The 21837-nt window shown below is 34.1% G+C and carries 23 protein-coding genes and 1 tRNA gene; 10 read left to right on the top strand and 14 right to left on the bottom strand.

The window, feature by feature from the left end:
* The first annotated feature begins 266 nt into the window (after nucleotides 1-266).
* Both MVE07_RS10565 and MVE07_RS10560 read left to right on the top strand, forming a co-directional pair.
* The gene (locus MVE07_RS10565) at nucleotides 267-494 is read left to right on the top strand and encodes a hypothetical protein (RefSeq protein WP_297457411.1); all 228 of its coding nucleotides are present in this window, start codon (nucleotides 267-269) and stop codon (nucleotides 492-494) included.
* A complete protein-coding gene (locus MVE07_RS10560) occupies nucleotides 454-1314 on the top strand; it encodes a transposase (protein WP_345781553.1) in 861 nt (286 codons plus the stop codon). The genes MVE07_RS10565 and MVE07_RS10560 overlap by 41 nt, the downstream gene beginning before the upstream one ends.
* Before the next feature lie 141 nt (nucleotides 1315-1455).
* On the opposite strand, the gene MVE07_RS10555 is transcribed toward MVE07_RS10560, so the two are convergent.
* From MVE07_RS10555 to MVE07_RS10545, 3 genes are all read right to left on the bottom strand, one after another.
* A complete protein-coding gene (locus MVE07_RS10555; RefSeq protein ID WP_297457408.1) occupies nucleotides 1456-2019 on the bottom strand; it encodes a bifunctional precorrin-2 dehydrogenase/sirohydrochlorin ferrochelatase in 564 nt (187 codons plus the stop codon).
* 2 nt (nucleotides 2020-2021) lie between these two features.
* Nucleotides 2022-3824, bottom strand: coding sequence for a translation elongation factor 4 (lepA, locus tag MVE07_RS10550; protein ID WP_029520906.1), 1803 nt, complete (start codon nucleotides 3822-3824; stop codon nucleotides 2022-2024).
* A 104-nt stretch (nucleotides 3825-3928) separates the two neighbouring features.
* Nucleotides 3929-4465, bottom strand: a complete 537-nt coding sequence (locus MVE07_RS10545; RefSeq protein WP_297457402.1) for a DUF177 domain-containing protein — start codon at nucleotides 4463-4465, stop codon at nucleotides 3929-3931.
* A 146-nt stretch (nucleotides 4466-4611) separates the two neighbouring features.
* Here MVE07_RS10545 and MVE07_RS10540 point away from each other — a divergent pair, with 146 nt between their 5' ends.
* Nucleotides 4612-5094, top strand: a complete 483-nt coding sequence (locus tag MVE07_RS10540; RefSeq protein ID WP_297457400.1) for a hypothetical protein — start codon at nucleotides 4612-4614, stop codon at nucleotides 5092-5094.
* A 13-nt stretch (nucleotides 5095-5107) separates the two neighbouring features.
* Nucleotides 5108-5650 (top strand): dCTP deaminase, encoded by a 543-nt coding sequence (gene dcd, locus MVE07_RS10535; RefSeq protein ID WP_297457397.1) that lies wholly within the window; start codon nucleotides 5108-5110, stop codon nucleotides 5648-5650.
* Here dcd and MVE07_RS10530 read toward each other — a convergent pair.
* From MVE07_RS10530 to MVE07_RS10505, 6 genes are read right to left on the bottom strand one after another with little or no spacing between them, the layout of a single operon-like run.
* Nucleotides 5647-7056, bottom strand: a complete 1410-nt coding sequence (locus MVE07_RS10530) for a prolyl oligopeptidase family serine peptidase (RefSeq protein WP_297457395.1) — start codon at nucleotides 7054-7056, stop codon at nucleotides 5647-5649. The two genes, dcd and MVE07_RS10530, sit on opposite strands and share 4 nt — an antisense overlap.
* 13 nt (nucleotides 7057-7069) lie before the next feature.
* A complete protein-coding gene (locus tag MVE07_RS10525; protein ID WP_297457392.1) occupies nucleotides 7070-7444 on the bottom strand; it encodes a RidA family protein in 375 nt (124 codons plus the stop codon).
* Between the two features lie 2 nt (nucleotides 7445-7446).
* Entirely contained in the window at nucleotides 7447-8172 is a 726-nt protein-coding gene (hisA, locus tag MVE07_RS10520) for a 1-(5-phosphoribosyl)-5-[(5-phosphoribosylamino)methylideneamino]imidazole-4-carboxamide isomerase (protein ID WP_297457389.1), read from the bottom strand.
* A gap of 8 nt (nucleotides 8173-8180) precedes the next feature.
* Nucleotides 8181-9767, bottom strand: coding sequence for an AarF/UbiB family protein (locus MVE07_RS10515; RefSeq protein ID WP_297457384.1), 1587 nt, complete (start codon nucleotides 9765-9767; stop codon nucleotides 8181-8183).
* Complete coding sequence (gene thyX, locus MVE07_RS10510) at nucleotides 9760-10851, bottom strand: FAD-dependent thymidylate synthase (RefSeq protein ID WP_297457382.1); 1092 nt, start codon at nucleotides 10849-10851, stop codon at nucleotides 9760-9762. The genes MVE07_RS10515 and thyX overlap by 8 nt, the downstream gene beginning before the upstream one ends.
* The gene (locus MVE07_RS10505; protein WP_297457377.1) at nucleotides 10851-12092 is read right to left on the bottom strand and encodes an HDOD domain-containing protein; all 1242 of its coding nucleotides are present in this window, start codon (nucleotides 12090-12092) and stop codon (nucleotides 10851-10853) included. The genes thyX and MVE07_RS10505 overlap by 1 nt, the downstream gene beginning before the upstream one ends.
* 39 nt (nucleotides 12093-12131) lie before the next feature.
* Here MVE07_RS10505 and MVE07_RS10500 point away from each other — a divergent pair, with 39 nt between their 5' ends.
* The 5 genes from MVE07_RS10500 (at nucleotide 12132) to MVE07_RS10480 (ending at nucleotide 15288) form a co-directional block, all read left to right on the top strand.
* Complete coding sequence (locus MVE07_RS10500) at nucleotides 12132-12695, top strand: O-acetyl-ADP-ribose deacetylase (RefSeq protein ID WP_297457374.1); 564 nt, start codon at nucleotides 12132-12134, stop codon at nucleotides 12693-12695.
* Nucleotides 12685-13464 (top strand): restriction endonuclease, encoded by a 780-nt coding sequence (locus tag MVE07_RS10495; protein ID WP_297457371.1) that lies wholly within the window; start codon nucleotides 12685-12687, stop codon nucleotides 13462-13464. The genes MVE07_RS10500 and MVE07_RS10495 overlap by 11 nt, the downstream gene beginning before the upstream one ends.
* A 32-nt stretch (nucleotides 13465-13496) precedes the next feature.
* Nucleotides 13497-14774 carry a pitrilysin family protein gene (locus tag MVE07_RS10490; protein ID WP_297457368.1) on the top strand — a complete coding sequence of 426 codons (1278 nt, stop codon included), beginning with the start codon at nucleotides 13497-13499 and terminating at the stop codon, nucleotides 14772-14774.
* Nucleotides 14775-14848 (top strand) — tRNA-Arg (locus tag MVE07_RS10485).
* A gap of 185 nt (nucleotides 14849-15033) precedes the next feature.
* The gene (locus MVE07_RS10480) at nucleotides 15034-15288 is read left to right on the top strand and encodes a hypothetical protein (protein WP_297457364.1); all 255 of its coding nucleotides are present in this window, start codon (nucleotides 15034-15036) and stop codon (nucleotides 15286-15288) included.
* 156 nt (nucleotides 15289-15444) lie between these two features.
* Here the strand turns inward: MVE07_RS10480 and MVE07_RS10475 are convergent, their stop codons facing one another.
* The 3 genes from MVE07_RS10475 to bioF form a co-directional block, all read right to left on the bottom strand.
* Nucleotides 15445-16830, bottom strand: coding sequence for an MBL fold metallo-hydrolase (locus MVE07_RS10475; RefSeq protein ID WP_297457361.1), 1386 nt, complete (start codon nucleotides 16828-16830; stop codon nucleotides 15445-15447).
* A 100-nt stretch (nucleotides 16831-16930) separates the two neighbouring features.
* Nucleotides 16931-17167 carry a hypothetical protein gene (locus tag MVE07_RS10470; RefSeq protein ID WP_029520524.1) on the bottom strand — a complete coding sequence of 79 codons (237 nt, stop codon included), beginning with the start codon at nucleotides 17165-17167 and terminating at the stop codon, nucleotides 16931-16933.
* Nucleotides 17160-18299, bottom strand: coding sequence for an 8-amino-7-oxononanoate synthase (bioF, locus tag MVE07_RS10465; protein ID WP_297457358.1), 1140 nt, complete (start codon nucleotides 18297-18299; stop codon nucleotides 17160-17162). The genes MVE07_RS10470 and bioF overlap by 8 nt, the downstream gene beginning before the upstream one ends.
* 103 nt (nucleotides 18300-18402) lie before the next feature.
* Between bioF and MVE07_RS10460 the strand changes: the two genes are divergently transcribed.
* Nucleotides 18403-20445 carry an EAL domain-containing protein gene (locus MVE07_RS10460; protein WP_297457356.1) on the top strand — a complete coding sequence of 681 codons (2043 nt, stop codon included), beginning with the start codon at nucleotides 18403-18405 and terminating at the stop codon, nucleotides 20443-20445.
* Here the strand turns inward: MVE07_RS10460 and hisH are convergent.
* Entirely contained in the window at nucleotides 20417-21037 is a 621-nt protein-coding gene (hisH, locus tag MVE07_RS10455; RefSeq protein ID WP_297457353.1) for an imidazole glycerol phosphate synthase subunit HisH, read from the bottom strand. The two genes, MVE07_RS10460 and hisH, sit on opposite strands and share 29 nt — an antisense overlap.
* Nucleotides 21034-21804 carry a tryptophan synthase subunit alpha gene (gene trpA, locus MVE07_RS10450; RefSeq protein ID WP_297457350.1) on the bottom strand — a complete coding sequence of 257 codons (771 nt, stop codon included), beginning with the start codon at nucleotides 21802-21804 and terminating at the stop codon, nucleotides 21034-21036. Before trpA ends, hisH begins: the two co-directional genes overlap by 4 nt.
* Nucleotides 21805-21837: the final 33 nt, after the last annotated feature.

Below are 21837 nucleotides of genomic sequence, written 5' to 3'. Positions count from 1 at the left end.
TTGGTATCCAGACTATATGGTAAGCTGTTTGCCATTTAGAATGTTTATTACTCTTTATTTCAACCATAGTATTATGGTATGGTAGTTTAACGAAAAAAGCAAGCCTTTTAAGAAAAAATTAAAAATTAAACGCTCAAAGGGTTTTTACGGCTTACGCCGTTTCGCCTGTATCCCATTGCTAAAGCAATGGGTTTTAGGCGAAAAATTTTTCTATAAAAACACCACGGGGTATTGAAACAAGAGAAATAACCTGTTTATCATCCCAGATGAAACAAGGGATACTGGATAGAATAAAGAAAAACCTGTCAGACCTATCAAAAGCAAAACAAAAAGGAATAAAAGTAGGAAAACTAAAATTCAAATCAGATTATAGGAATATACCACTTAAACAAAACGGAATAACATTCAAAGTGCTAAAAGATAAAAACAGAATAACAAGGATTAAAGAAACCAATAAGAGTATTAGGACTACACCAGCTACCCGAAAATTGTGACATAGCAAAAGCAGAACTAATAAAGAAACCTGATGGATACTACATATATCTAACCTGCTATATAGACAAGAAAGTTGAAAAGCAAAAACAAGAAAAGATAAATAAACCAATAGGAATAGATTTTGGAATAAAGCACCAGTTAACCCTAACAAATGGAATAAAAATAAACTATCGTATAGAAGAAACTAAAAGACTAAAGAGGTTGCAAAAGAAACTATCAAGACAACAAAAAGGAAGTAAGAATTATTGGAAAACCAAACAGAAAATCCAGAAAGAACACCAGAAAATCTACAATAGAAGAAAAGACATAAAGAACAAAATACTATCTCTACTAAAGAAATACGAATATGTGTTAATACAAGAAGAACAGATAAGGAACTGGCACAGAGGTATATTTGGAAAACAAATCCAAACTACAGGTATAGGGGGAATAATTTCTATGTTAAAACAAAACATAGAGACCCTTATACCTGTGGACAAGTATGAAACTACAACAAAAGTGTGTAGTAGATGTGGAAATAGAAAAGAGGACATAAAACTATCAGTCAGAACCTTCAAATGTGAAAAATGTGGATTAGTAATTGATAGAGACTTAAACTCTGCGATAAACATACTAAAGATAGGACTACAAAAAGTGGAGAAAACCACTATAAAAAACCTACCTACGGACTGTGGGGACGTTTGCTCTGCAAACCGGCGACACGAAGTGGAGCAAGTAACGCCTGTGGAGAAGCAAGCCACTGCACGGATATTAGGTAGTAATCCCTATATCCGTGTAAGCTATACCTCTGTGAAGCAGGAAGCCCCTAACTTTAGTTAGGGGAGGATGTCACAGGAACCTCTGTGAATAAAACATAAATCCTTTCTGTTTCAGGTTTTTTCATTTCTTTAATAATTTGTACAAGTTCTTTTTCGGAAATAAAATCCTTATAGCTTCTGTTTACGGTTATCTCAACAGGAGTCATTTTTTACTATCAAAAAGGTCATCAATCAGCTGAAGGATTTTTTTCTGTCTTTCTTCTCCTTTCGGTAGTTCCTCACGGATTTTTTTTATCTGGTTGAATATATCCTCTAAATTTTCCGGAAGTGTTTTTTCTATATGTTTTCTTAGCTTGGCTGATAATCCCGGGAGGTTTCCTGAAGTGGTAATTCCTATAACTATATCCCCCTTTTTTACATAGGCAGGAAAAATAAAATCACAATAATCAGGGCTATCAACTGAGTTGACCAGAATATTTTTTCCTCTGGTATATTCAAAAATCTGTTTTTGCAGGTTTATATCATCAACGGCAACAATAACAATTTTTTGTCTTTCAAGGTCAGAAAATCTGAACTCCCTTTGCTCAAAAGGGATATTTTTTTCCTGTATTAATTTCAAAGTATCAGGATGAAAATCCTTTGCAATAACTTTTATATCTGGCTCAAAGGGGAGAAGTTTTTCTATTTTGCGCAGGGCAACCATTCCTCCCCCTATGATTAAGACTTTTTCTCCTTTTAGGTTAACAAACATAGGAAATAAAGCCATTTTTACTCCGCCTTAAGTATGCTGAGGAAGGCCTCCTGTGGAAGCTCAACTTTACCAAGCTGTTTCATTCTTTTCTTACCTTTTTTCTGCTTTTCAAGGAGTTTTTTCTTCCTTGTCACATCACCACCGTAACACTTGGCAAGAACATCTTTTCTAAGTGGTGCTACTCTGGCAGAAGCTACAACCTTTGAGCCTATAACAGCCTGAATTCTAACCTCAAATAGCTGTCTTGGGATAACTTCCCTCATTTTATCAACTATATTTCTTCCAACCCTGTAAGCTTTATCCCTGTGAACTATGAAAGATAGAGCATCAACAGGCTCTCCATTAATCTTGATATCCATTTTTACAAGGTCGCCGGGTCTGTAATCTTTAAACTCATAATCAAATGAGGCATATCCCCTTGTTGCTGTTTTTAGTTTGTCATGGAAATCAAACAGAACCTCTGCCATAGGTATGTCATATCTAAGGAGAACTGTTTTTTTGTCTATATATTCAAATGATTTTTGGATACCTCTTTTTTCCTGAACAAGCTGCATTATAGCCCCCACATAATCATTCGGGGTAATAATGTTTGCCTCAATATATGGCTCAAGTATTTTTTCTATTACAGAAGGGTCAGGCATCTGGGCGGGGTTTCTAACCTCTATTTCTTCACCTTTTTTTGTTATGACTTTGTATATAACGTTTGGTGCTGTGGTGATTAGCTCAATATCATATTCCCTTTCAAGTCTTTCCTGAACAATTTCCATATGAAGCAGACCTAAAAATCCACATCTAAATCCAAGTCCCAGTGCCGGTGAACTTTCCATTTCGTAGGTTAAAGCTGCATCATTGATTGAGTATTTTTCAAGGGCATCCCTTAAATCTTCAAAAAGAGTAGAGCCTGTAGGATATAATCCGGCATAAACCATGGGCTTTGCAGGTCTAAATCCGGGAACAGGTTCAGGTGTGGGATTTTTTGCATCGGTTATTGTATCTCCTATTCGTATATCCCTTACATCTTTAATTGCAGCTGCTATATATCCAACATCACCGGCTTTTAGACTTTCAAGCTGTGTCATATGTGGAGTTTGCGCTCCGACTTCTGTAACCTCAAACTCTTTTCCTGTGGACATCAGTTTTATTCTGGTTCCTTTTTTAACTTCACCGTCAAATATCCTGACGAAAGCAACGGCACCCCTGTATGAGTCGTAATACGAATCAAAAATAAGCGCTTTAAGTGGTTTGTTTTCTTCTCCTTTTGGAGGGGGAATTTTATTTACAATAGCTTCTAAAATATCTTCAATTCCTATTCCGGCTTTACCGGAAGCAAGTATTGCTTCATCAGGGTCAAGTCCCAGAACATCTGCTATCTGTTCTTTTATCCTGTCAACATCTGCAGATGGAAGGTCTATTTTGTTTATGACCGGTATAATTTCTAAATCCTGTTCAAGTGCCTGCCAGAATGTTGCTATAGTCTGGGCTTCTATTCCCTGTGTAGCATCAATCAGCAGAAGTGCACCTTCGCAGGCTGCAAGGGAACGAGAAACCTCATAACCGAAATCAACGTGTCCCGGTGTATCAATTAGATGGAGTGTATATTCTTCTCCATTTTTTGCTTTGTAGTTCAGTCTTACTGCTTGAAGCTTTATCGTGATACCCCTTTCCCTTTCTATATCAAGTGTATCAAGAAGCTGGTCTTTCTTTTCCCTCTCTTCAATAGCTCCGGTAAATTCCATTAATCTATCTGCAAGAGTTGATTTTCCGTGGTCAACATGGGCTATTATTGAAAAGTTCCTTATATGTTCCATCCTTTTACTCATTTACTACCCCGGTAAGAATAAATTTTTAGAGTATAAATTATAATATTTTTCAAAGATTTCGGAGATTAAAGAAAAGGGGAAGGGAGAAAGGAAGACCCTTGAAATTATTTTTTCTTTTCCAGAAGGGTTTGGAGTTTTGCGAAAGGAGACATTTCTCTTTTTAATTTTTTCTCACAATCACATGGATTTTCATTTTTGTTTGCACCGCATATTGGGCAGATGCCCTGGCAATTTTCATCACAGAGAGCTTTCATCGGTGTTTGAACAAGTATTTCTTCCCTTAAAAGCTCTGATACATTAAATTTTTCTTCATCCTCAAGATACCTTGCTATTAAATCGTCTTCGTGGAGCTCGCCACCTTCAAGTTTCTTCTTAGAGAGGAAAATATTACTTGTTCCTTCTAAGTTCATGTTAAAAGGCTCAAGGCATCTGTCACATTCCATCTGGATATCGCTTTTTATGGACAAGGATACAAGATATCCATCTTTTTCTTTAAAAATAAACATATGCACTTTTACATCTTTTTCTTTTGAAGAATATTCTTCAGGTAAATCTAAGCTATCAAATGGGACAGAAAAGTCCCTTTCAATATAATCCTCATTCTTAAGCTCATTTTTTAAATTTATAAATAACTCAGACACTTTCCTCACCTCTCTATATTAATTTTTCGGCTTTAATTTATGCTGTAATAATTTTATTGCAATAGGAAAGAAATTTAAGTGAAATGATTTGTCATCAGGTTTGAGACTTATCAATTTAATTATAAATCAATTTAAGGGGATTGATTATGAGATTCTCAAAAATTTTACTTATTTTTTTAGTTTTCTCAATTTTTGCATTTGCAGGAAGTTATAAAGATTTGTATCCTCTGCTTGTTGATATCTCAGGATGGGAAGCAGAAAAGGCTAAAGGGGGAGAGTTTGTATCTCCTCAAGGAAAAATAATTTCTGTTGAGAGAAGCTATCAAAAAGGTGAAAAAAGTTTAACAGTTACAATCTTAAAGGGTCCAGTAGCTTCTGCAATGGGTTCAACTTTTGCGTATGTTCAGGAAATAGATACTCCGGAAGAATATGTAAAAGTGTTCAAAATTGGAAAATATAAAGCAGGTCTGTCCCATAATAAAAGAGATAATTCAGGTAGTATAGTAGTTATCTTAGGAAATAGTAGCGTTATAAATATGGAATACCACAACATATCTTATAAAGATGCTGAGGAACTCATCAAAAAATTTCCTCTGGACAGGATAGCCCATAAGCTATCCCAGTTGTGATATCATAATACTTATGATACTGAGTGATAGGAAAATAAAAGAGCTTTTAAATAAAAAAGAACTTGTAATAGAACCTCTTGATGAGGTTCAGATACAGCCTTCTTCTGTTGATTTAAGGCTTGGAAACGAATTTTTAATCTATCCTGAGGAAATTGAAATCCTTGATGTTAAAAATCCTGACCTTGGAAATCAGTTAAAAAAAGTAGTTGCAGATGAGGAAGGATTTATTATTCAACCAAAACATTTTATACTTGCAACCACCCGTGAATACGTAAAACTACCTGATTATCTGACCGCCTTTGTTGAGGGAAGGTCTTCTCTGGGAAGATTAGGGCTGTTTATAGAAAATGCAGGATGGGTTGATGCCGGTTTTGAGGGGAATATAACACTTGAGTTTTATAATGCAAATTCAAGACCTTTAAAAATCTATCCGGGGATGAGAATTTGTCAGCTTGTTTTTGCCAGAATGGAAACCCCTGCAGAAAAGCCATACAGAGGGAAATATCAGGGACAGAGAGGCACAACGGCCTCCCGTATTTATATGGATAAAGATTAAGGTTGTGTCATCTGCCAAGGCGGAGTTCCGCATTTATCCTGTCCGTATTCATTTACACATAAAGAATAAATCAAATAGTTATATGCAGGTGTAGCACAGTGTGGATGGTCAAGTTGACCTGTTCCAAATAACTCTTCAGGATTTACAAACTCTGTAGTTACCCCATGATTTTTGAAATTTTCATAAGTAAGATATGAAAGCTGGTAAGGTAGTATGTTATCTCCCTCACAATGGACAAATGTTACAGGAAATTCCGGAACCCAGTTATCAACATTATTATTTCTCAGGTCTGTTCTGAATGGATTATTTCCATTGGTGAGAAAATCTTGAATCATATTTTGTTTGAATAAGTAGGATACTTTAAAGTTAGGAATAATACTTGGATTTGAGCAATAAGCAGGAGGAGGATTTATTATTCCGCATACGGTAACTAACATATCTTTGTAAATAGTTTCTCCATCTTTAGTCTTATCAAAATATAAGGGTATTTTCTGGTCAAATGGAGGATTTACAAGGTCTGAAAGTGTTATATTGTCATATGTTTCTGCATAAGAATAAGCAACATCTGCTATAAATGGAGGAAATGGCATATTTTCTTGCTGAAGTAGTAATAAAGCAAGTGTTTCTAAGTTATATGTTCCACCCATAGGGAAAACAGCTTTTACCTTAAACCTTTGATTTGTTTCCTGTATTTTCTTGGCTGTTGCTAAAGTTGCATATCCACCTTCAGAATATCCTGTTAGATAAACCTCTCTTTTAACTGCTTCTCCGTTTTGTTCTGCATAATCTATAGCTGCATTTATAAGGTCTATTGCTGAATTTGCAAGGGAATTGGCTATCATATATGGATGGTAATGGTCTTTTGAAACACCAAATCCTATATAATCAGGCATAACTGTTACAAATCCAAGTCTACCTGTATAACTGAGGGCTATTACTGTTTCAGGATTTATCTGTGGAAGAGTACCCTGTGGATTTTTCAGATAAGCTACAATTTCCTGTATGTTTTTAGGAATCACATTAGAAGGGGCTTCAGTATCCAGAAAGATAGTTCCATGCTGGTCTGATACAATAGGTGCTGAATAAAGGTCTTTTATTGCCGGGTCTTCTACCACAGGTAGCAGCATTACTCCTGAGGCTTTTACTCTGTTGCCTTTATCATCTGTTGTCCAGTAAAGCACTTTATAGATTTTTGCTCCGAATTTGGCTATTTGCTCCTGTGCAGCAGTAGGTTGGATATTCCTTGCAGCCAGTAAGATTGTATTCACGCTGTTACTATCAAGTGTGGCTACTTCCTGAGCATGAATAAGAGTAGACTCTTTTTTACTACTTGTATCATTATGACAGCTCATAAATGATAAAACAGCAAACACCAGAAATAGAAAAGAAAAATACCTTTTCCTCATAACTCCCTCCTTTTTATATTCCTGCGATTACTTCTATTTCTACCAGAGCTCCTTTTGGCAAATTACTTACCTCAACAGTAGCTCTGGCAGGTTTATGTTCTGTAAAATATCTGCCGTAAACCTCGTTTACCTTCTCAAAATCATTTATATCCTTCAGGTATATTGTCGTTTTTACGACATGGTTCATATTAAGTCCTGCCTCTTCCAAAATAGCTTTTATATTTTCCATTACCCTCTCTGTTTGCTTTTCTACACTTCCACCGATAAACTCCTGTGTTTCAGGGTTAATGGCTATCTGGCCGGATACAAACACAAAACTTTCATATTTTATAGCTTGTGAGTAAGGGCCTATAGCCTTTGGTGCTTTGTCTGTTTCTATTATTTGCATTTTTAGTCCTCCAACTCCTCTAATTTTATTTTTCCTTCATAAAGGGCTTTACCTACAACAACACTGTAAACCCCGTATTTTTTAAGCTGATATAATTTTTGGACATCTTCAATACTTCCAACTCCACCTGACGCAATTACAGGATGCTTAAGGTTCTCTGCCAGTTTTTTTGTTCCTTCAATATTGGGACCTACCATAGCCCCGTCCCTGTTAACATCTGTGTATAAAAATCCCCATATATTAAGCTGGTCATACTGCTGAGCAAACTCAAGGGGAGTATACTGGGTTTTCTCAAGCCAGCCTTTTATTGCCACTTTGCCGTCTTTGGCATCTATTCCAACCACCACTTTATTAGGAAAGGCATCAATTATTTTCATAAATTCATCTTTATTGGTATATGCAAGGCTGCCGATAACTATTCTCGCTACGCCTATATCAATCATTGTTTTCGCAGCCTCAAAACTTCTAAGACCTCCCCCAAACTCAACAGGAATAGAAACTGAAGCCACAATTTTCTCAACTATTTTGTAGTTTTTCGGTTTTCCTTCAAATGCACCATCAAGGTCAACAATATGAAGATGCTTTGCCCCTTTTCCTTCCCATTGCTTTGCCACAGAAACAGGATCATCTCCGTAAATGGTAACAGCATTAGGATCCCCTTTGAAAAGTCTCACAGCTTTTCCATCTTTTATATCAACTGCAGGTATGATAAAGGATTTCAGCCCCATATTTCCTCCTAAAATCTAAAAGCTCTGTATAAAGATATTATTCCTGTTATAAAAGCTAAAATCAAAAAGATTAATCCTGTTGTTTCCTTTTGGACACTATAAAAAAGGGCAGAAGCTATTAAAAGTCCCACAAATAGTATTGCAAAAGCTATTTTGCCTGTCTGGAGTTTATAAAAAGTCTGGAGTTCTTCTAAATCTTTAAAAACAATCTGGAAGGTCATTCTTTCCCTTAGAATTAGCCTGTATAAATGTTCAATCTTAAAAATCAGGTAAAAGTATAACTCTGCTGCATCCCTAACTTCTGATATTTTTTCAAAAATATAATCCTTAGTGGGAGTTCCTATGAAATTTCTAAGTCTTTCTGTCGGATTAAATGCCGGGTCAAGCTTTCTTACTGTGCCTTCAAGGTTTAAGGCTGCTTTTCCCAGATAAGCTACATCATTAGGCAGTCTTAATCTGTTTTCCCTTACAAACTCAATAATATCCTCAATCATTTCTTTCAGGTCTATCTCTTCAAGCTTTTTGTTGTGGTATTTTTCAAGGAAAAACTGCAGGTCTGTTTCAAATGTGTTGAAATCTGTATATGGGGTAAACATGTTAAAGCCTTCATAAAACTGAATTGCAAGATTCAAATCCAGTGTAATAACGGCAATGATATAATCAAAAAAGTATTTTTTCTTTGTTTTGGAAAGAAAGCCAATCATACCAAAATCAACTGCTACAATGGTGCCATCGTCTAAAACGAATAGGTTTCCCGGGTGAGGGTCTGCATGGTATACACCATCTTTGAAAACCATTTTGAAATATGCATCTGTTAATCGTTTTGCCAGTTCTACCCTGTCAAGACCTTTTTTATCAAGGGTTTCTATATCAGATATTTTTGTTCCTTCTATGAACTCTGTTATCAGGACTTCAGGGGTTGATATATCGTAGTAACACTTGGGAATTTTAAAACCTTCATAATCTTTAAAGTTTTCTTGAAATATTTTTATATTCTGGGCTTCAATAGAAAAATCAGCTTCTTGAAGTGTAACCCTTCTAAACTGGTGTATTACTCCTTTAAGATTAAAATCCTTAACAGATGGAAAATGTTTTTCCAGAAAATTTACAACCATTTCCATAAGCTGGGCATCAAGTTCTATTAGCTCTTCAAGTCCAGGTCTTCTTACCTTAACGGCAACCTTATCCCCATTTTGTAAATATCCGGTATGCACCTGTGATATTGATGCTGAGGCAAGAGGCTTAGGGTCTATATCAGAAAATATTTCATAAAGTCTATCTCCGTAATTTCTTTTTAAAATTTCCTCGATAATTTCAAAATCTATCGGTGCAACTCTGTCTTGGAGCTTTATCAACTCATCTATTATGTAAACAGGAACAATGTCAGGTCTTGTGCTGAGAATCTGCCCCAGTTTTATAAAAGAGGGTCCCAGTTTTTCCAGTGCTTCCCTGATTTTTCTGGGTTTTACCCCCGGTTCAACCTCAAGACCGAAAAGGAGTTTAAAATATTCATAAATATTATAAAAACCTAATTTTGAAAGGGTTAAGGATATCTCTTTAAATCGCTTAGCCAGTTTTATTTTTTTCTTAAACATCTATTCCCTGCTCATTGAGAAGCTCTTTCATCTGCCTTGCTACTTTCTGGATTTCCCATTGGGCATGGGGGTCTGTTCTTTTTGTTATGAAATCTTTTATCCAGCTTAGTGTTCCAGAAACAACTATTGTTGTTTTTCTTCCATGGGGTAATATAAATCTGGCATCTTCCCTTTTTATTTTGCCATTATAAACAGCAAAATCATAAACAGCCTCAGAAAGCTGGTCTGTAAGGAGAAATAAATCCTTAAGGGATATATCCTGTTTATTTTTAAACTCTTCTAAAAATCTATTTATACGCTCTACAGCCTGAGATTTCAGGCTTTCTTTTGCGTCGCTGTTGTTTATCTGCTCTTTCAGGTATGAGATGATAGATAAAAAGCTATCTTTTAGATTGTTTCCATTAACAGAAATTTCAGACTGCTCAACAGATGGAGGAATTATAAGCAAATTCTGGTCTTCCCGAACATACCTCTGGCTTCTCTGGCTGTAATTTAATGCTGTATGTCTTACAAGCTGATGGGTCATTGTTCTGGAAACATTGTCTATATAAAAAACTGCATAGCCGTCATATTCCCTGAGCAGTCCTATAAGGGTGGTATTTTCCCTTTGTCCAAGTGGCTGTATCGGTATATCAAACTCTGCCATTTTCTCAAAAGTTTTAAAATATTCATCTTCGCTTTTTTCCAGCATGTCTTCAAGGTAATGTCTCAGGGAAACCCCAATAACCGTTGGATATTCAGGATTGTAATAGGATTTAAATTTCGTTGCGGCAATTAAAGTGGCAAGTACCCTTGCCTTTTCTTCTTTTGGAAGATTTTTTACTGTAGCCGGTATATATTTGTTTATCAGTTCTTCAGGTAGTTGGGACAAATCCTTATAGGCAAAAGAATGTCCAAAAACGCTAAAATGCTTATAGTTTCCAAGCTTTGACAAAAATTTTGCCCTGTCTTCACGGCTAACTACCCGTGGGTCGTTTAGCAGATAATTTAAGTCCCCTGAGGAATAGCATGTTCTTGCCCCTATAGCAGTAAAAGGAATACTCTCCCTGAAATCCTCCAAAGAAAAAATTTCTGTTATTAGCATCAATTTACTCCTTTTAAGACCTGTCTTTTTATATTTTCAACAAAAAATATTGCTTTTTCTTCTGCTTTATAAAAATCCTTTAGGCTAATATTTTTCTGTTTTAGGTTTTCTTTCAGTTCATCAAATTTTTCCATTTCCAGTAGATAACATAATTTTAGCATTTCTCCCAGATATCCTTCCTCATTAATAAGAGCTTTTTTGATTTCTTCATCAATATTAAGGTCTGAGAGAACCTCTTCTTTAGGTAATCCTAAAAGAACATCAAGCAAAGATAAAACCCCTGTTAAGAATGCCATTTCTGATAGATTATTATCTTCAGATTTTAGTTTTGCTAAGGTTTCCAGTAATTTTCCCCTCAAAAGTGCCGTTTCCAATAATGGACTGTCTATTCCTCCGATTTTTGCGTCTGCATAAAGCATTAACAACACCCACATTTTTAGGTGGTGTGCCCCAAGCATCATAATGGCATGTCTTATATTTTTAATTTTTGATTTCAAAGAAAAATAAGCAGAGTTTACAAATTTCAGGAGATTATAGGTCATATGAACATCGGCTTTTATTATATTTTCTATTCTATCTATTGATGGGTTTTCTGTGTTAAGTTCTTTTAAAAGATTTAAAAGTGTAACTTCATAAGGGTCAAATCTTTTGTGGGAGATTATCATAGGTTGGGCAAAGAAATAACCTTGAAATAAATCAAAACCCATATGGTATGTTTTATCAAATGTTTGATAGTCTTCTACTTTTTCTGCGATAAGTTTTTTGCTGTATTTTCGTAAGAACTCTACTGTTTCTTCTAAATCTGTGCTATATGTTTGGAGAAGGTCTATTTTTACATAATCTACATAAGGCAATAGTTTAACGCTATCAGAAGTAATTAAAAAGTCATCCAGGGCAAATTCAAATCCTTTCTCTTTAAGGTCTTTTATTCTTTCTATTATTTTTTCATCGGCAGGGGTGTTTTCTAATATTTCTAAAACAATGTTTTCTGATGGTATAAAATCGAAAATATCATAAAAAAGCAGATCATAATTCACATTAATAAATGTTTTTTTGCCGGAAGAAAGTTTCTGTATGCCTATATTATTGAAAATATTAATCAGCACCCGTGAAGTTGCCACATTATCGCTTTCTATCTGTGCAAAATCCTCAAAACTTTTCCTGTAAAGGATTTCATAAGCTGCTATTTTCTTTTTTCTATCTAAAATAGGTTGCCGTCCTATGAATATAAAATCTTCCATACAGCTAACCACTTTTTAAAATTGATATAATTATAATTGATGGAAGAAATCAAGTTAGGCAATACAAAAATAGTTTTAAAAATAGGAGATATCACAGAGGAAGATACTGACGCAATAGTTAATGCTGCAAATTCCACCCTTATGGGTGGTGGCGGTGTTGATGGGACTATTCATAGGAAAGGGGGACCCCAGATATTAGAGGAATGTAAGAAAATTCGTCAGACACAATATCCTGATGGACTGCCTACAGGAGAAGCAGTTATTACTACAGGCGGAAATCTAAAAGCAAAATATGTGATACATACTGTTGGTCCCATTTGTGGTGGAAAATTCAATGATACAAAAAGTAAGCTTCTATATAATGCATACTACAATAGTCTTAAATTAGCTAAAGAAAATGAAATAAAAACAATTGCTTTTCCTTCAATAAGCACAGGTGCTTATAGGTGTCCTGTAGATGAAGCCGCAAGAATTGCATTAAAAGCAGCTGTTGATTTTATTAAAAATGAAAACTTTATAGAAGAGATTAGATTTGTTCTCTTTACTCCGGATATTTATGAATATTACAATCAAGCATTGAAGGAAGTTTTGAATGAAACCTGATATCGTTGATATATCTATAGTCCTTATAATAGCCGGTATTGTCAGCTATTATATCTATCTAAGATACAGAGAAGAAAAAAAGAAAAAGGAGGAGCAGCTAATCCCAACCCTTAATTATTACAAAGATAAGTTCAGCAAAGAAAAGGTAGAGTATTCAGAGAAAGCAAAAAGATTTCAGGAAAAAATTCAGGAATATAAGAATAAACTCAAAGAGATAAAAGAAAGCATATACAGATACAAATGGAGTGAAGATGAAAAACAACTCCTCAGAAGGCTAAAAGGAACAGATTTTGAATGGACATTTACAGAACTACTTAAAATTCTGGATTTTAAAGTATACGAACCACCTGTTTATAAAGACCATAATATAGATTTGTTGCTAAAGGTTAATAATAACCTGATTTGTCTTGATTTCGTTGATTACCAGCAGGCAAAAAAGATAAATGAGAGATATATTGATACCTTAATAGAAGGTAAGGAGAAATATAATTGTCAGGGTATATGGATTATAAGTAATGGATTATTTGACCAGAGAATAAAAAATTATATGATAAATAAAGGAGTCCAATTTTTTGAGTATAATCAAATTATAAAATTTTTCCCGTCTATACGAATTGTTGAAGATTTTTACGAAACGGAGACAAAACTGAATAATTATGAATTACTACACAAGGAAACGGCAGATGAAGTAATAAGAAGGGATACATGGATTAAAGAGGTGGAGGAGAAACTACAAGAGGCTTATCAAAAGCAAAAGGTGGAAAAATGAAAAGGATATTAATAATTTTTGTGGGGTTAATTATGAGTGTAGCTATTGCAAAAGCGGACAAACTGCTTGAGGAAAAACATATATATATAGAAAAACTGGATAATGGTGCAACAGCAATAATAAAAGAGAGAAAAGATACACAGGCAGTTGCACTACAGGTATGGTTTGGGGTTGGTTCTGTATTTGAAAAAGATAATGAAAGGGGATTATCCCACTTCCTTGAACATATGCTTTTTAACGGAACCAAATATACAAAACCTGGTGAAATAGAAAAAGAAATTGAGAAAAAAGGCGGAAGCATAAATGCAGCCACCAGCTATGATTTTACTTTTTATCATATAGAAATAGCAGCACCGTTCTGGGAAGAATCTCTTCAATATCTTTATTACATGACTACAGCTCCCACCCTTTCCCAAAAAATGATAGAAAAGGAAAAACCTATTGTTTTAGAGGAGTTAAACAGACATCTGGATAATCCAAAAAGTGCTTTATGGGATACTTACAACAAGCTTGCATATAAAGTAAGCAATTATAAGCATCCGGTAATAGGATATAGAGAAACAATAGAAAAATTTGATGAACCACTTGTAAAACATTATTTCTATTCGTATTACGTGCCTTCTAATACTTATATTGTAGTGGTTGGAAATATAAATAAAGATGAGGTGCTTAAAAAAATAAAAGAAACATTTGGAACAGTAAAAGGTAAATACTACAAACCACCTAAAGTTCCTCTTGAACCTCCTCAAAAAGAAGTCAGAGAAAAAATCCTTAGAAAACCTCAAATAACAAGGGCTTATGTTGCTATAGGATGGCAGGCACCACCTATAAAAGATAAAGATAGCTATACAGCACGGGTTCTGGAAGAGATTTTTTCAGGTGGTAGAACATCTGTTCTTTATCAGAAGCTCAGAGAAACAGGTTTGGTTCAGGCAATTTATGGCGGATATTTATCTCATAGGGGAACAAGCCAGTTTATATTCTTTTTTGTAACGGAGCCGGAAAAGGTTGACAAGGTAAAAAAAGAATTGTTCAAAATAATAGATAACTATAGGAAAAACGGTATTCCAAAAGAACTTGTAGAAAATGCAAAAGAGAAAATAATAAATAGTGAAGTTTTTTCCAGAGAAGAAGTTGTTCATGATGCAGAAGCACTTGGATATGCAGCTTCTGTTGCCGGTGATGTAAAATATGATATAGAGTATCTGGATAATATTAAGAAGGTTACAAAAAGGAAAGTAGATAACTATCTGAAAAAATATTTCGGTGACAATAACTACACAGAAGTTCAGCTCTTACCTGAAAAATAAGTCCCCGTAGCTCAGAAGGATAGAGCGCGAGATTCCTAATCTCGAGGTCGGCGGTTCGAATCCGCCCGGGGACATTTTAATAATTTCAAAAATACATAATTTCCTTCAACTTGTTAACCAATAACAGAATTGTTATATTTATTGCAACATAACTTATTGACAATAAAAAGGATAAAACTTTGTAAATAATATGTATCCAGCCTTTAGTTAAACTTTGATTTTTAAGAATTAACCTACTAAGAAATTATGAGAAAGAAAAATGAGTAAAGACCAGAAAGAACTTGAGTTGAAGAAATTAGAGATTGAAAAACTGAAAATTAAAGAGGGATTATTTAGAACTTTGATTATAATTATTCTAACTGCAAGTGCAGGATTAGGCACTTTGCATCTTAAAATATTTGGAAGTAAATTCAATAAAGAATTGTATGTATTTTTATTATTCGTAATTATTGTAGTTTCCATATTTGCTTTATGGTTATGGCTATCTATAAGAAAGAAATTAAAGGAGATTTAATATGTTCTTAGAAATTTTACTTTTTATTACAATGTTAATAGTTTTATTAGTTTTCGGCACAATGGCATTCTTGACAATGAAGGATTACTTTGAGGAAAGAAAACAGTAATTTATAATCATCAGAAATTAAACCAAGGGGCATTTACCCCTTGGAATTTATCTCCCACAAACAAGAGGAGATTTCTTATAATTACTCCATCCTGTAAAACCGCCAGCAAGAACAGATATATTTTCAAATCCAACTTTTTCCAGTAAACTTGCAGCCAGTGCACCTCTTGGTCCTAAACCACAGTAGATAATTATCTCTTTATCTTTATCTTTATCAAGTTCAATATATCTTTCTCTAAGTTCAGGTAAAGGAATATTTATAGAGTTTTCTATCTGGCCACTTCTAAGTTCAGATTTTGACCTTACATCTAAAAGAAGAATATTTTCATCATTAAGCCTTTCTTCTAATGTATCAGGAGATATGGCTTTAAATGATTTTATTGGCTTTCCTGCTTTTGTCCATGAAAATGTATGATTTTCAATATATCCTACAATATTATCTATACCAACTCTTCTCAGCTTAATAGCTATATCGTCAACTTCATTGCTGTTGTCTATAACAAGTAAAATCTCTTTTTCGGGGTCAAGTATCCATCCAGCAAATAAAGAAAATGGCATAAATTTGTAATCCATACTTAGAGAATTAGGAATATGACCTCCAATCCATGTGAGATAATGTCTTGTATCCAGAACAATTCTATCATCATCTATGAGATTTTCAAACTCTTTAACAGATAAAGGTTTTGGAGAACTAAGTTTAGAAAGGAACATTGCACCTTCTTCATTTATCTTAGAGCATCTTTTAAAATGGTCTGGTGCAGGTGGCATTCCTTCAAGAAGACTTTTTATAAAATCCTCTTCTGAAAGGGATAAAAGTTTATTGAATCTTTTTTCATATCCAATGGTAGAACTTCTTTTTGTGGATAATGCCTTACCACACAAAGTTCCTGCTCCATGTGCAGGATAAACCTCTACAAAATCAGGTAATCCCATAAGTTTTTGTAGAGAGTTGTATAATGCTTTTGCAAGTTCCTCTTTTTTATCTGGGAATAAATCAGGTCTTCCAACATCACCAACAAAAAGTGTATCCCCTGTAAATACAGCAACAGGTTCTTCTCCACGGGACAAATCTGTAAACACATAAGATACATGTTCAGGTGTATGTCCAGGTGTATCCAGAACATCTATTTTTATGTTTTCTATCTGGATAATATCCCCTTCCTGAACAGGAATATGTGCCCTTTTGCTTTCTTGTTTGGCTGGAAGATATAGTTTTGCTCCTGTTTTTTCTGAGAGTTCATAGTGTCCACCTATAAAATCAGCATGAAGATGTGTTACCAGTATGGCTTCAATTTCTACTCCCAGTTCTTTTGCCTTCCGGATGTAATCATTCACATCTCTTTTAGGGTCAATCACTATAGCCTTTGTTTGACCTGCAACTAAATATGATATATGGGATATTCCATCTCCAACAAAAAATCTTTCTATGAGCATTACTTCTTACCTCTATGGTTAGTATTTACTAACCAATATAGACAAAAAAAAGAGGGATAAGTATGAGAAATATCAAGAATTATTTTGAAGCAAGGGAAATTTATCTATTAAAAAGGTCTTCAAGAAGTGCTATTTCCATCTTGTTTTTGATATCTTTAAGGGATTTTACAAAATATTTTTCTGCTTGTTTTTGTATCTCATCCATAGTTCCCTGAAATACTATTTTTCCTGTGTCTTTGTAGATGGTCATTACGTATATTTCTTTTTCATAATCATATTCCAAAACTACTTTTATACCTTTTTCACTTTCAAATTCTTCTATTATTTCTCTACCCATCGTAGTTCTCCAGAATTTCTTTTAAAGAGTTTACCAAATAATTTATATCGTTTTCGGTATGTTTGTAGGAAATTGTAATTCTAAGTCTGGATGTTCCTTGTGGCACTGTTGGTGGACGGATAGCCTGAACAAAGAGTTTTCTTTTAAGTAATTTGTCTCTGATATAAAGGGCTTTTTTTTCTTCTCCTACAATTAAGGTAAGAATAGGAGTTCCGTAATAGGTCAGATTTATACCTTTTTCTTTTGCCTGTCTGTAGAGATACTCTGATAGTTTTAATATTTTTTCTCTTCTAAAAGGCTCTTTTTGTAATATTTTTAGGTTTGAAAGGGATATAAAATTCTGGACAGGAGACAAAGCTGTTGAGAAAATCTGGGTTCTCATACGGTTTATCAGGTAATCAATTAGAGTTCTACTTCCGCAGATAAATGCTCCATAGCTACCGATTGCTTTTGATAAAGTTCCCATTTGAATTATATTCTCATCAGGTTTCAGACCAAAATGGAAAACTGTCCCTTTTCCTTCTCCGATAACGCCTGTAGCATGGGCATCATCAACTATTATTACAGCGTTATATCTATCGGCAAGAGTTTTTAGATGGTCAAAAGGAACAATATCCCCTTCCATACTAAAAACGCCATCTGTAATGATAAATCTAAATCCTGTTGTTTGCTCTCTTTTAAGTTTATCTTCTAAATCATTCAGGTCATTGTGTTTATATATAACCCTTTTCGCCTTTGAAAGTCTTATTCCATCTATGATTGAAGCATGATTAAGCTCATCAGAAAATATAATATCTTTTTCTGAAGTTATTGCCTGTATCAGACCTGTATTTGCAAGATAACCACTGCCTACCACAAGACAGCTTTCTGTTTCTTTAAACTTTGCAAGTTCTTCCTCAAGCTGCTTTTGGGTCTCTGTGTATCCTGAAATAAGGGTAGATGCACCACTGCCAAGGGCAAGATTTTTTATTTTTTTACAAAGTTTTTCTTTTGTTTCGGGATTATCTTTTAATCCAAGATAATCATTTGAGGAAAAATCAATAATATCTGCAGGTAGAATATACCTTTTTCTGTATAAGTTTTTATCCTTTATCCCATTAAGCTGTTTTTTTAAAAAATTATTAAATTCCATGCTTATCTCTTAAAAACTATCTTTGTGCAGAATTTTATCACAGGGATTAATATAATATTACGGGGATATTTTTATAAAACTATAAAATCATGAGGTTTAGGAGATGAACTACCTTACTATCATTCAAAAATATCTGCCTGATATTTTAGAAGAATTAAAAGAAGATATTCTAAAGGAAAAAGATAGCTTAAAATTTCTCGGAACAGAAGATGACCTGAACAAAATTATTCAAAAACAGGAAGAGCTGGTTAGAAAATATCTGCTTGAGTTTCAGGGAGAGGATGTTTTAGAACAATGTGAAGAATTTTATAATGAGGTTGACCTTCCCTACGTAATAATAAAAAGCAACTTTGATAAACTTAAGAAAAAAGTAATCCAAAAACTTATAGACGAGGGTTCAGATGAGGAGCTAATATTTAATGTCAAAAAATATATAGAAAAACTGGCAAATGCCATCGCTAAAGTTTATATCAAAAAGGATATCCAAATTTTAAAAGAAGTAGAAAACTCCCCATTTGTTAATTATGTTCTTTACAGATCTAATTTAAACTGGATAAAACAGATAGTAAAAGCTATAGAAAAGGATAATATGGATTATTTTCCCCTTTATTCCCCAAAAGATAGTGAATTTATAAAATATCTGGAATATCCTGAATCCATAATGGTATGTATGGATGCAAATCTATGCTCATATCTGGAAGAACTTCATAAACTTATTTTTAAGACAGCCTATTCTTTTTATGTGTTTTACTCAAAAGGTAATTATGCAGAAAGTTATCTTGCAGAAAAAGATTTTATAGAACAGGCTTTTAAACTTATGAAAACTATTTCTGAGTTGTATTTCATAACCTTTTCCGACCTGGAAACAAATTTCTTTAACCTGATTAGCTATCTGGCAAGCTCGGATAAAAGACAGTTCGTTTCTATTATTGATATTCAAAACCTGAAAACCTTAAACAAAATCTATGGAGAAGAAACCGTCACTCAGGCAATAGCCGAAATAGAAAAACAGATAAATGAACTTCTTAAGGATAAGCAGGATAGAACTTTATTTATAAGAGGAGTAACAGCAAACTTCTATATGTTTAATACCGATTACACCCATAAAGAAATAAAAGAGCTTATTTCTCAGATTACAAAAATAGTAAACAAAAAATTAGTAATTAATGATAAAGAGATAGAAATCAAAACAATTATAGGCACACTGGAAATAGAACCTTTCTCTGAGATTACAGGTGAAGAAGTCAGAAGAATATTAGCTTATCTAAAAGAAGAAGCTAAAAAAAGAGAAAAGAAAATGCTTCTTGTTCTGGATGAAGAAGAAAAAACAGAAATTCTCAAATGGATTAATCAAAGATACCAGAATGTTAATTTCATCAAAAACAGTATTTTCAGCAAAAATATAGAACTGGTCTTCCAGCCTGTTATAGATATAAAAACAGGAAAAGTGGAGTTTGTGGAAACCCTTGTAAGAATAATAAATGGTGAAGGAAGATTAATTCCGGCAGGGATATTCATTGATTTAGTTTACGAGCTTGGACTGATATCCGAGCTGGATACTATAGTTTTAGAGCTATTAAAGGAAAAACAGGATACTATAAGCAGAATAACCCAGAATGTTCTTGTAAATGTTAGTTACAAATCTCTGATATCACAGAAATTTCAAAGAAAGCTGAAAGAAACAATTAAAAAACTGGATAAACTAAATCTTGTATTTGAACTGACAGAACAACAATTGATTGAAAATATATCAATTGTAGAGAAATTAAGGAAAGAAACAGGTCTAAAATTTGCTGTGGATGATTTTGGGGCAGGATATTCATCACTTAAAACTGTTGCTGACCTTGCAGAAAAAGATATACTTGGAATTCTAAAAATCGATGGAACGTTAATAAAGGATTTAGATAAACATGAAAATATCCAGAAAATAGTTTATATAATCTCTATTCTGTGTGAAAGCCTAAATTTAAAGGCTGTGGCAGAGTTTGTAGAAAATAAAGGAAGTTTGAAGGCTCTAAAAGATATGGGAATTCATTATGGACAGGGATATTATATATCTAAGCCAAAAATAATAGAGGAACTTATTATCGATGTCTTTTCAGACAAATACAAACAGATTAATGGTTTTTCTCCACAAAATATTTAAAGTTCTTAAGTAGCTGAAGACCTGCTTTCTGGCTTTTTTCAGGGTGGAACTGGACTGCCCATATATTGTCTTTCTGGACGGCTGAGCTGAATTCTACAGAATAATCTGTGGTTGCAGCTATGTCTGAAGTGTTTGAAGGAACAGCATAAAAGGAATGAACAAAATAATAATATTCCCCATTTTTTATATCTGAAAAAAGACCTTCTTCCTGTTTAATCCAGACCTGGTTCCAGCCCATATGGGGAACTTTAAAACCTTCTTTATTTTCAAATCTTACGACTTTACCTTTTAAAATCCCAAGACCTTCATGCTCTCCAAATTCATAACCATACTCAAAAAGTATTTGCAGTCCAAGACATATTCCCAGATAAGGTTTTCCTGCCTTTATTGATTTAATAACAGGTTCAAGGAGATTTAATCTATCAAGATTATGCATCGCATCCCCGAATGCACCAACACCGGGGACAACAATAGCCTTTGCATTTTCCACATCTTTAGGCTCAGAGGAAACCTTCACATCAAAACCGACTTTTTCAAGGGCTTTTGCAACACTCCTTAAATTACCCATTCCGTAATCTACTACGGTTATCATTCCAGACCCTCTTTTAGCTCTTTTACCAGATTTTTTATACCTTCAATATCTGCTTTTCCCTGTAGTTTTACAATAGCACTACCTACTATAACGCCGTCTGCTATTTTACTTAATTTTTGGGTATGCTCTTTTTTGGATACCCCGAACCCTACTGCAACAAATTTACCTGTTATCTTTTTAATCTGTTTTACCTTTTCTTCCAGTTCCTGCCATGGGAGTGTTTCCCTTTCTCCTGTAATTCCTGTAAGGGATACATAGTAAATAAAACTATCACTCATATCTCCGATTTTTTTAATTCTTTCCTCATGGGAGGTTGGCGCAAGCAGGAAAATCATATCAAGCCCGTTTTTATTTGCGATTTCCTTAAAACCTTCTGCCTCTTCCGGAGGAAGGTCAGGAACAATAAATCCATCTATCCCGCTATCCTTTGCCATCTGGCAGAATTTTTCATCTCCCATAACAAAGATAGGGTTGTAATAAGTCATCAAAATAAGCGGTGTATCAGGAAAATCCTGTTTTATTTTTTGTGTAAGCTGAAAGACATTAACAGGGGTTATTCCGTCTTTTACAGCTTTTTCGTGGGCCACCTGTATGGTTGGACCATCTGCAACTGGGTCTGAAAATGGAAGGCCAACTTCTAATATATTTGCTCCGGTTTCTATTAATGCTTTTGCCGTTTCATAACTTTTTTCCGGAGAAGGATAACCGGCCATAAAATAACAGATAAGTGGTTTTTTGTCTTTGAACTTACTTTCTATGAAACGCAACCTGACCCCTTTACTTTTGATTTTGGTAATATT

The organism is Persephonella sp., assembly GCF_027023985.1.
Classification (GTDB): Bacteria; Aquificota; Aquificia; order Aquificales; family Hydrogenothermaceae; genus Persephonella_A.
The sequence above is the reverse complement of the archived record's forward strand: the minus strand, read 5'-3'. Positions and strand labels throughout refer to the sequence as shown.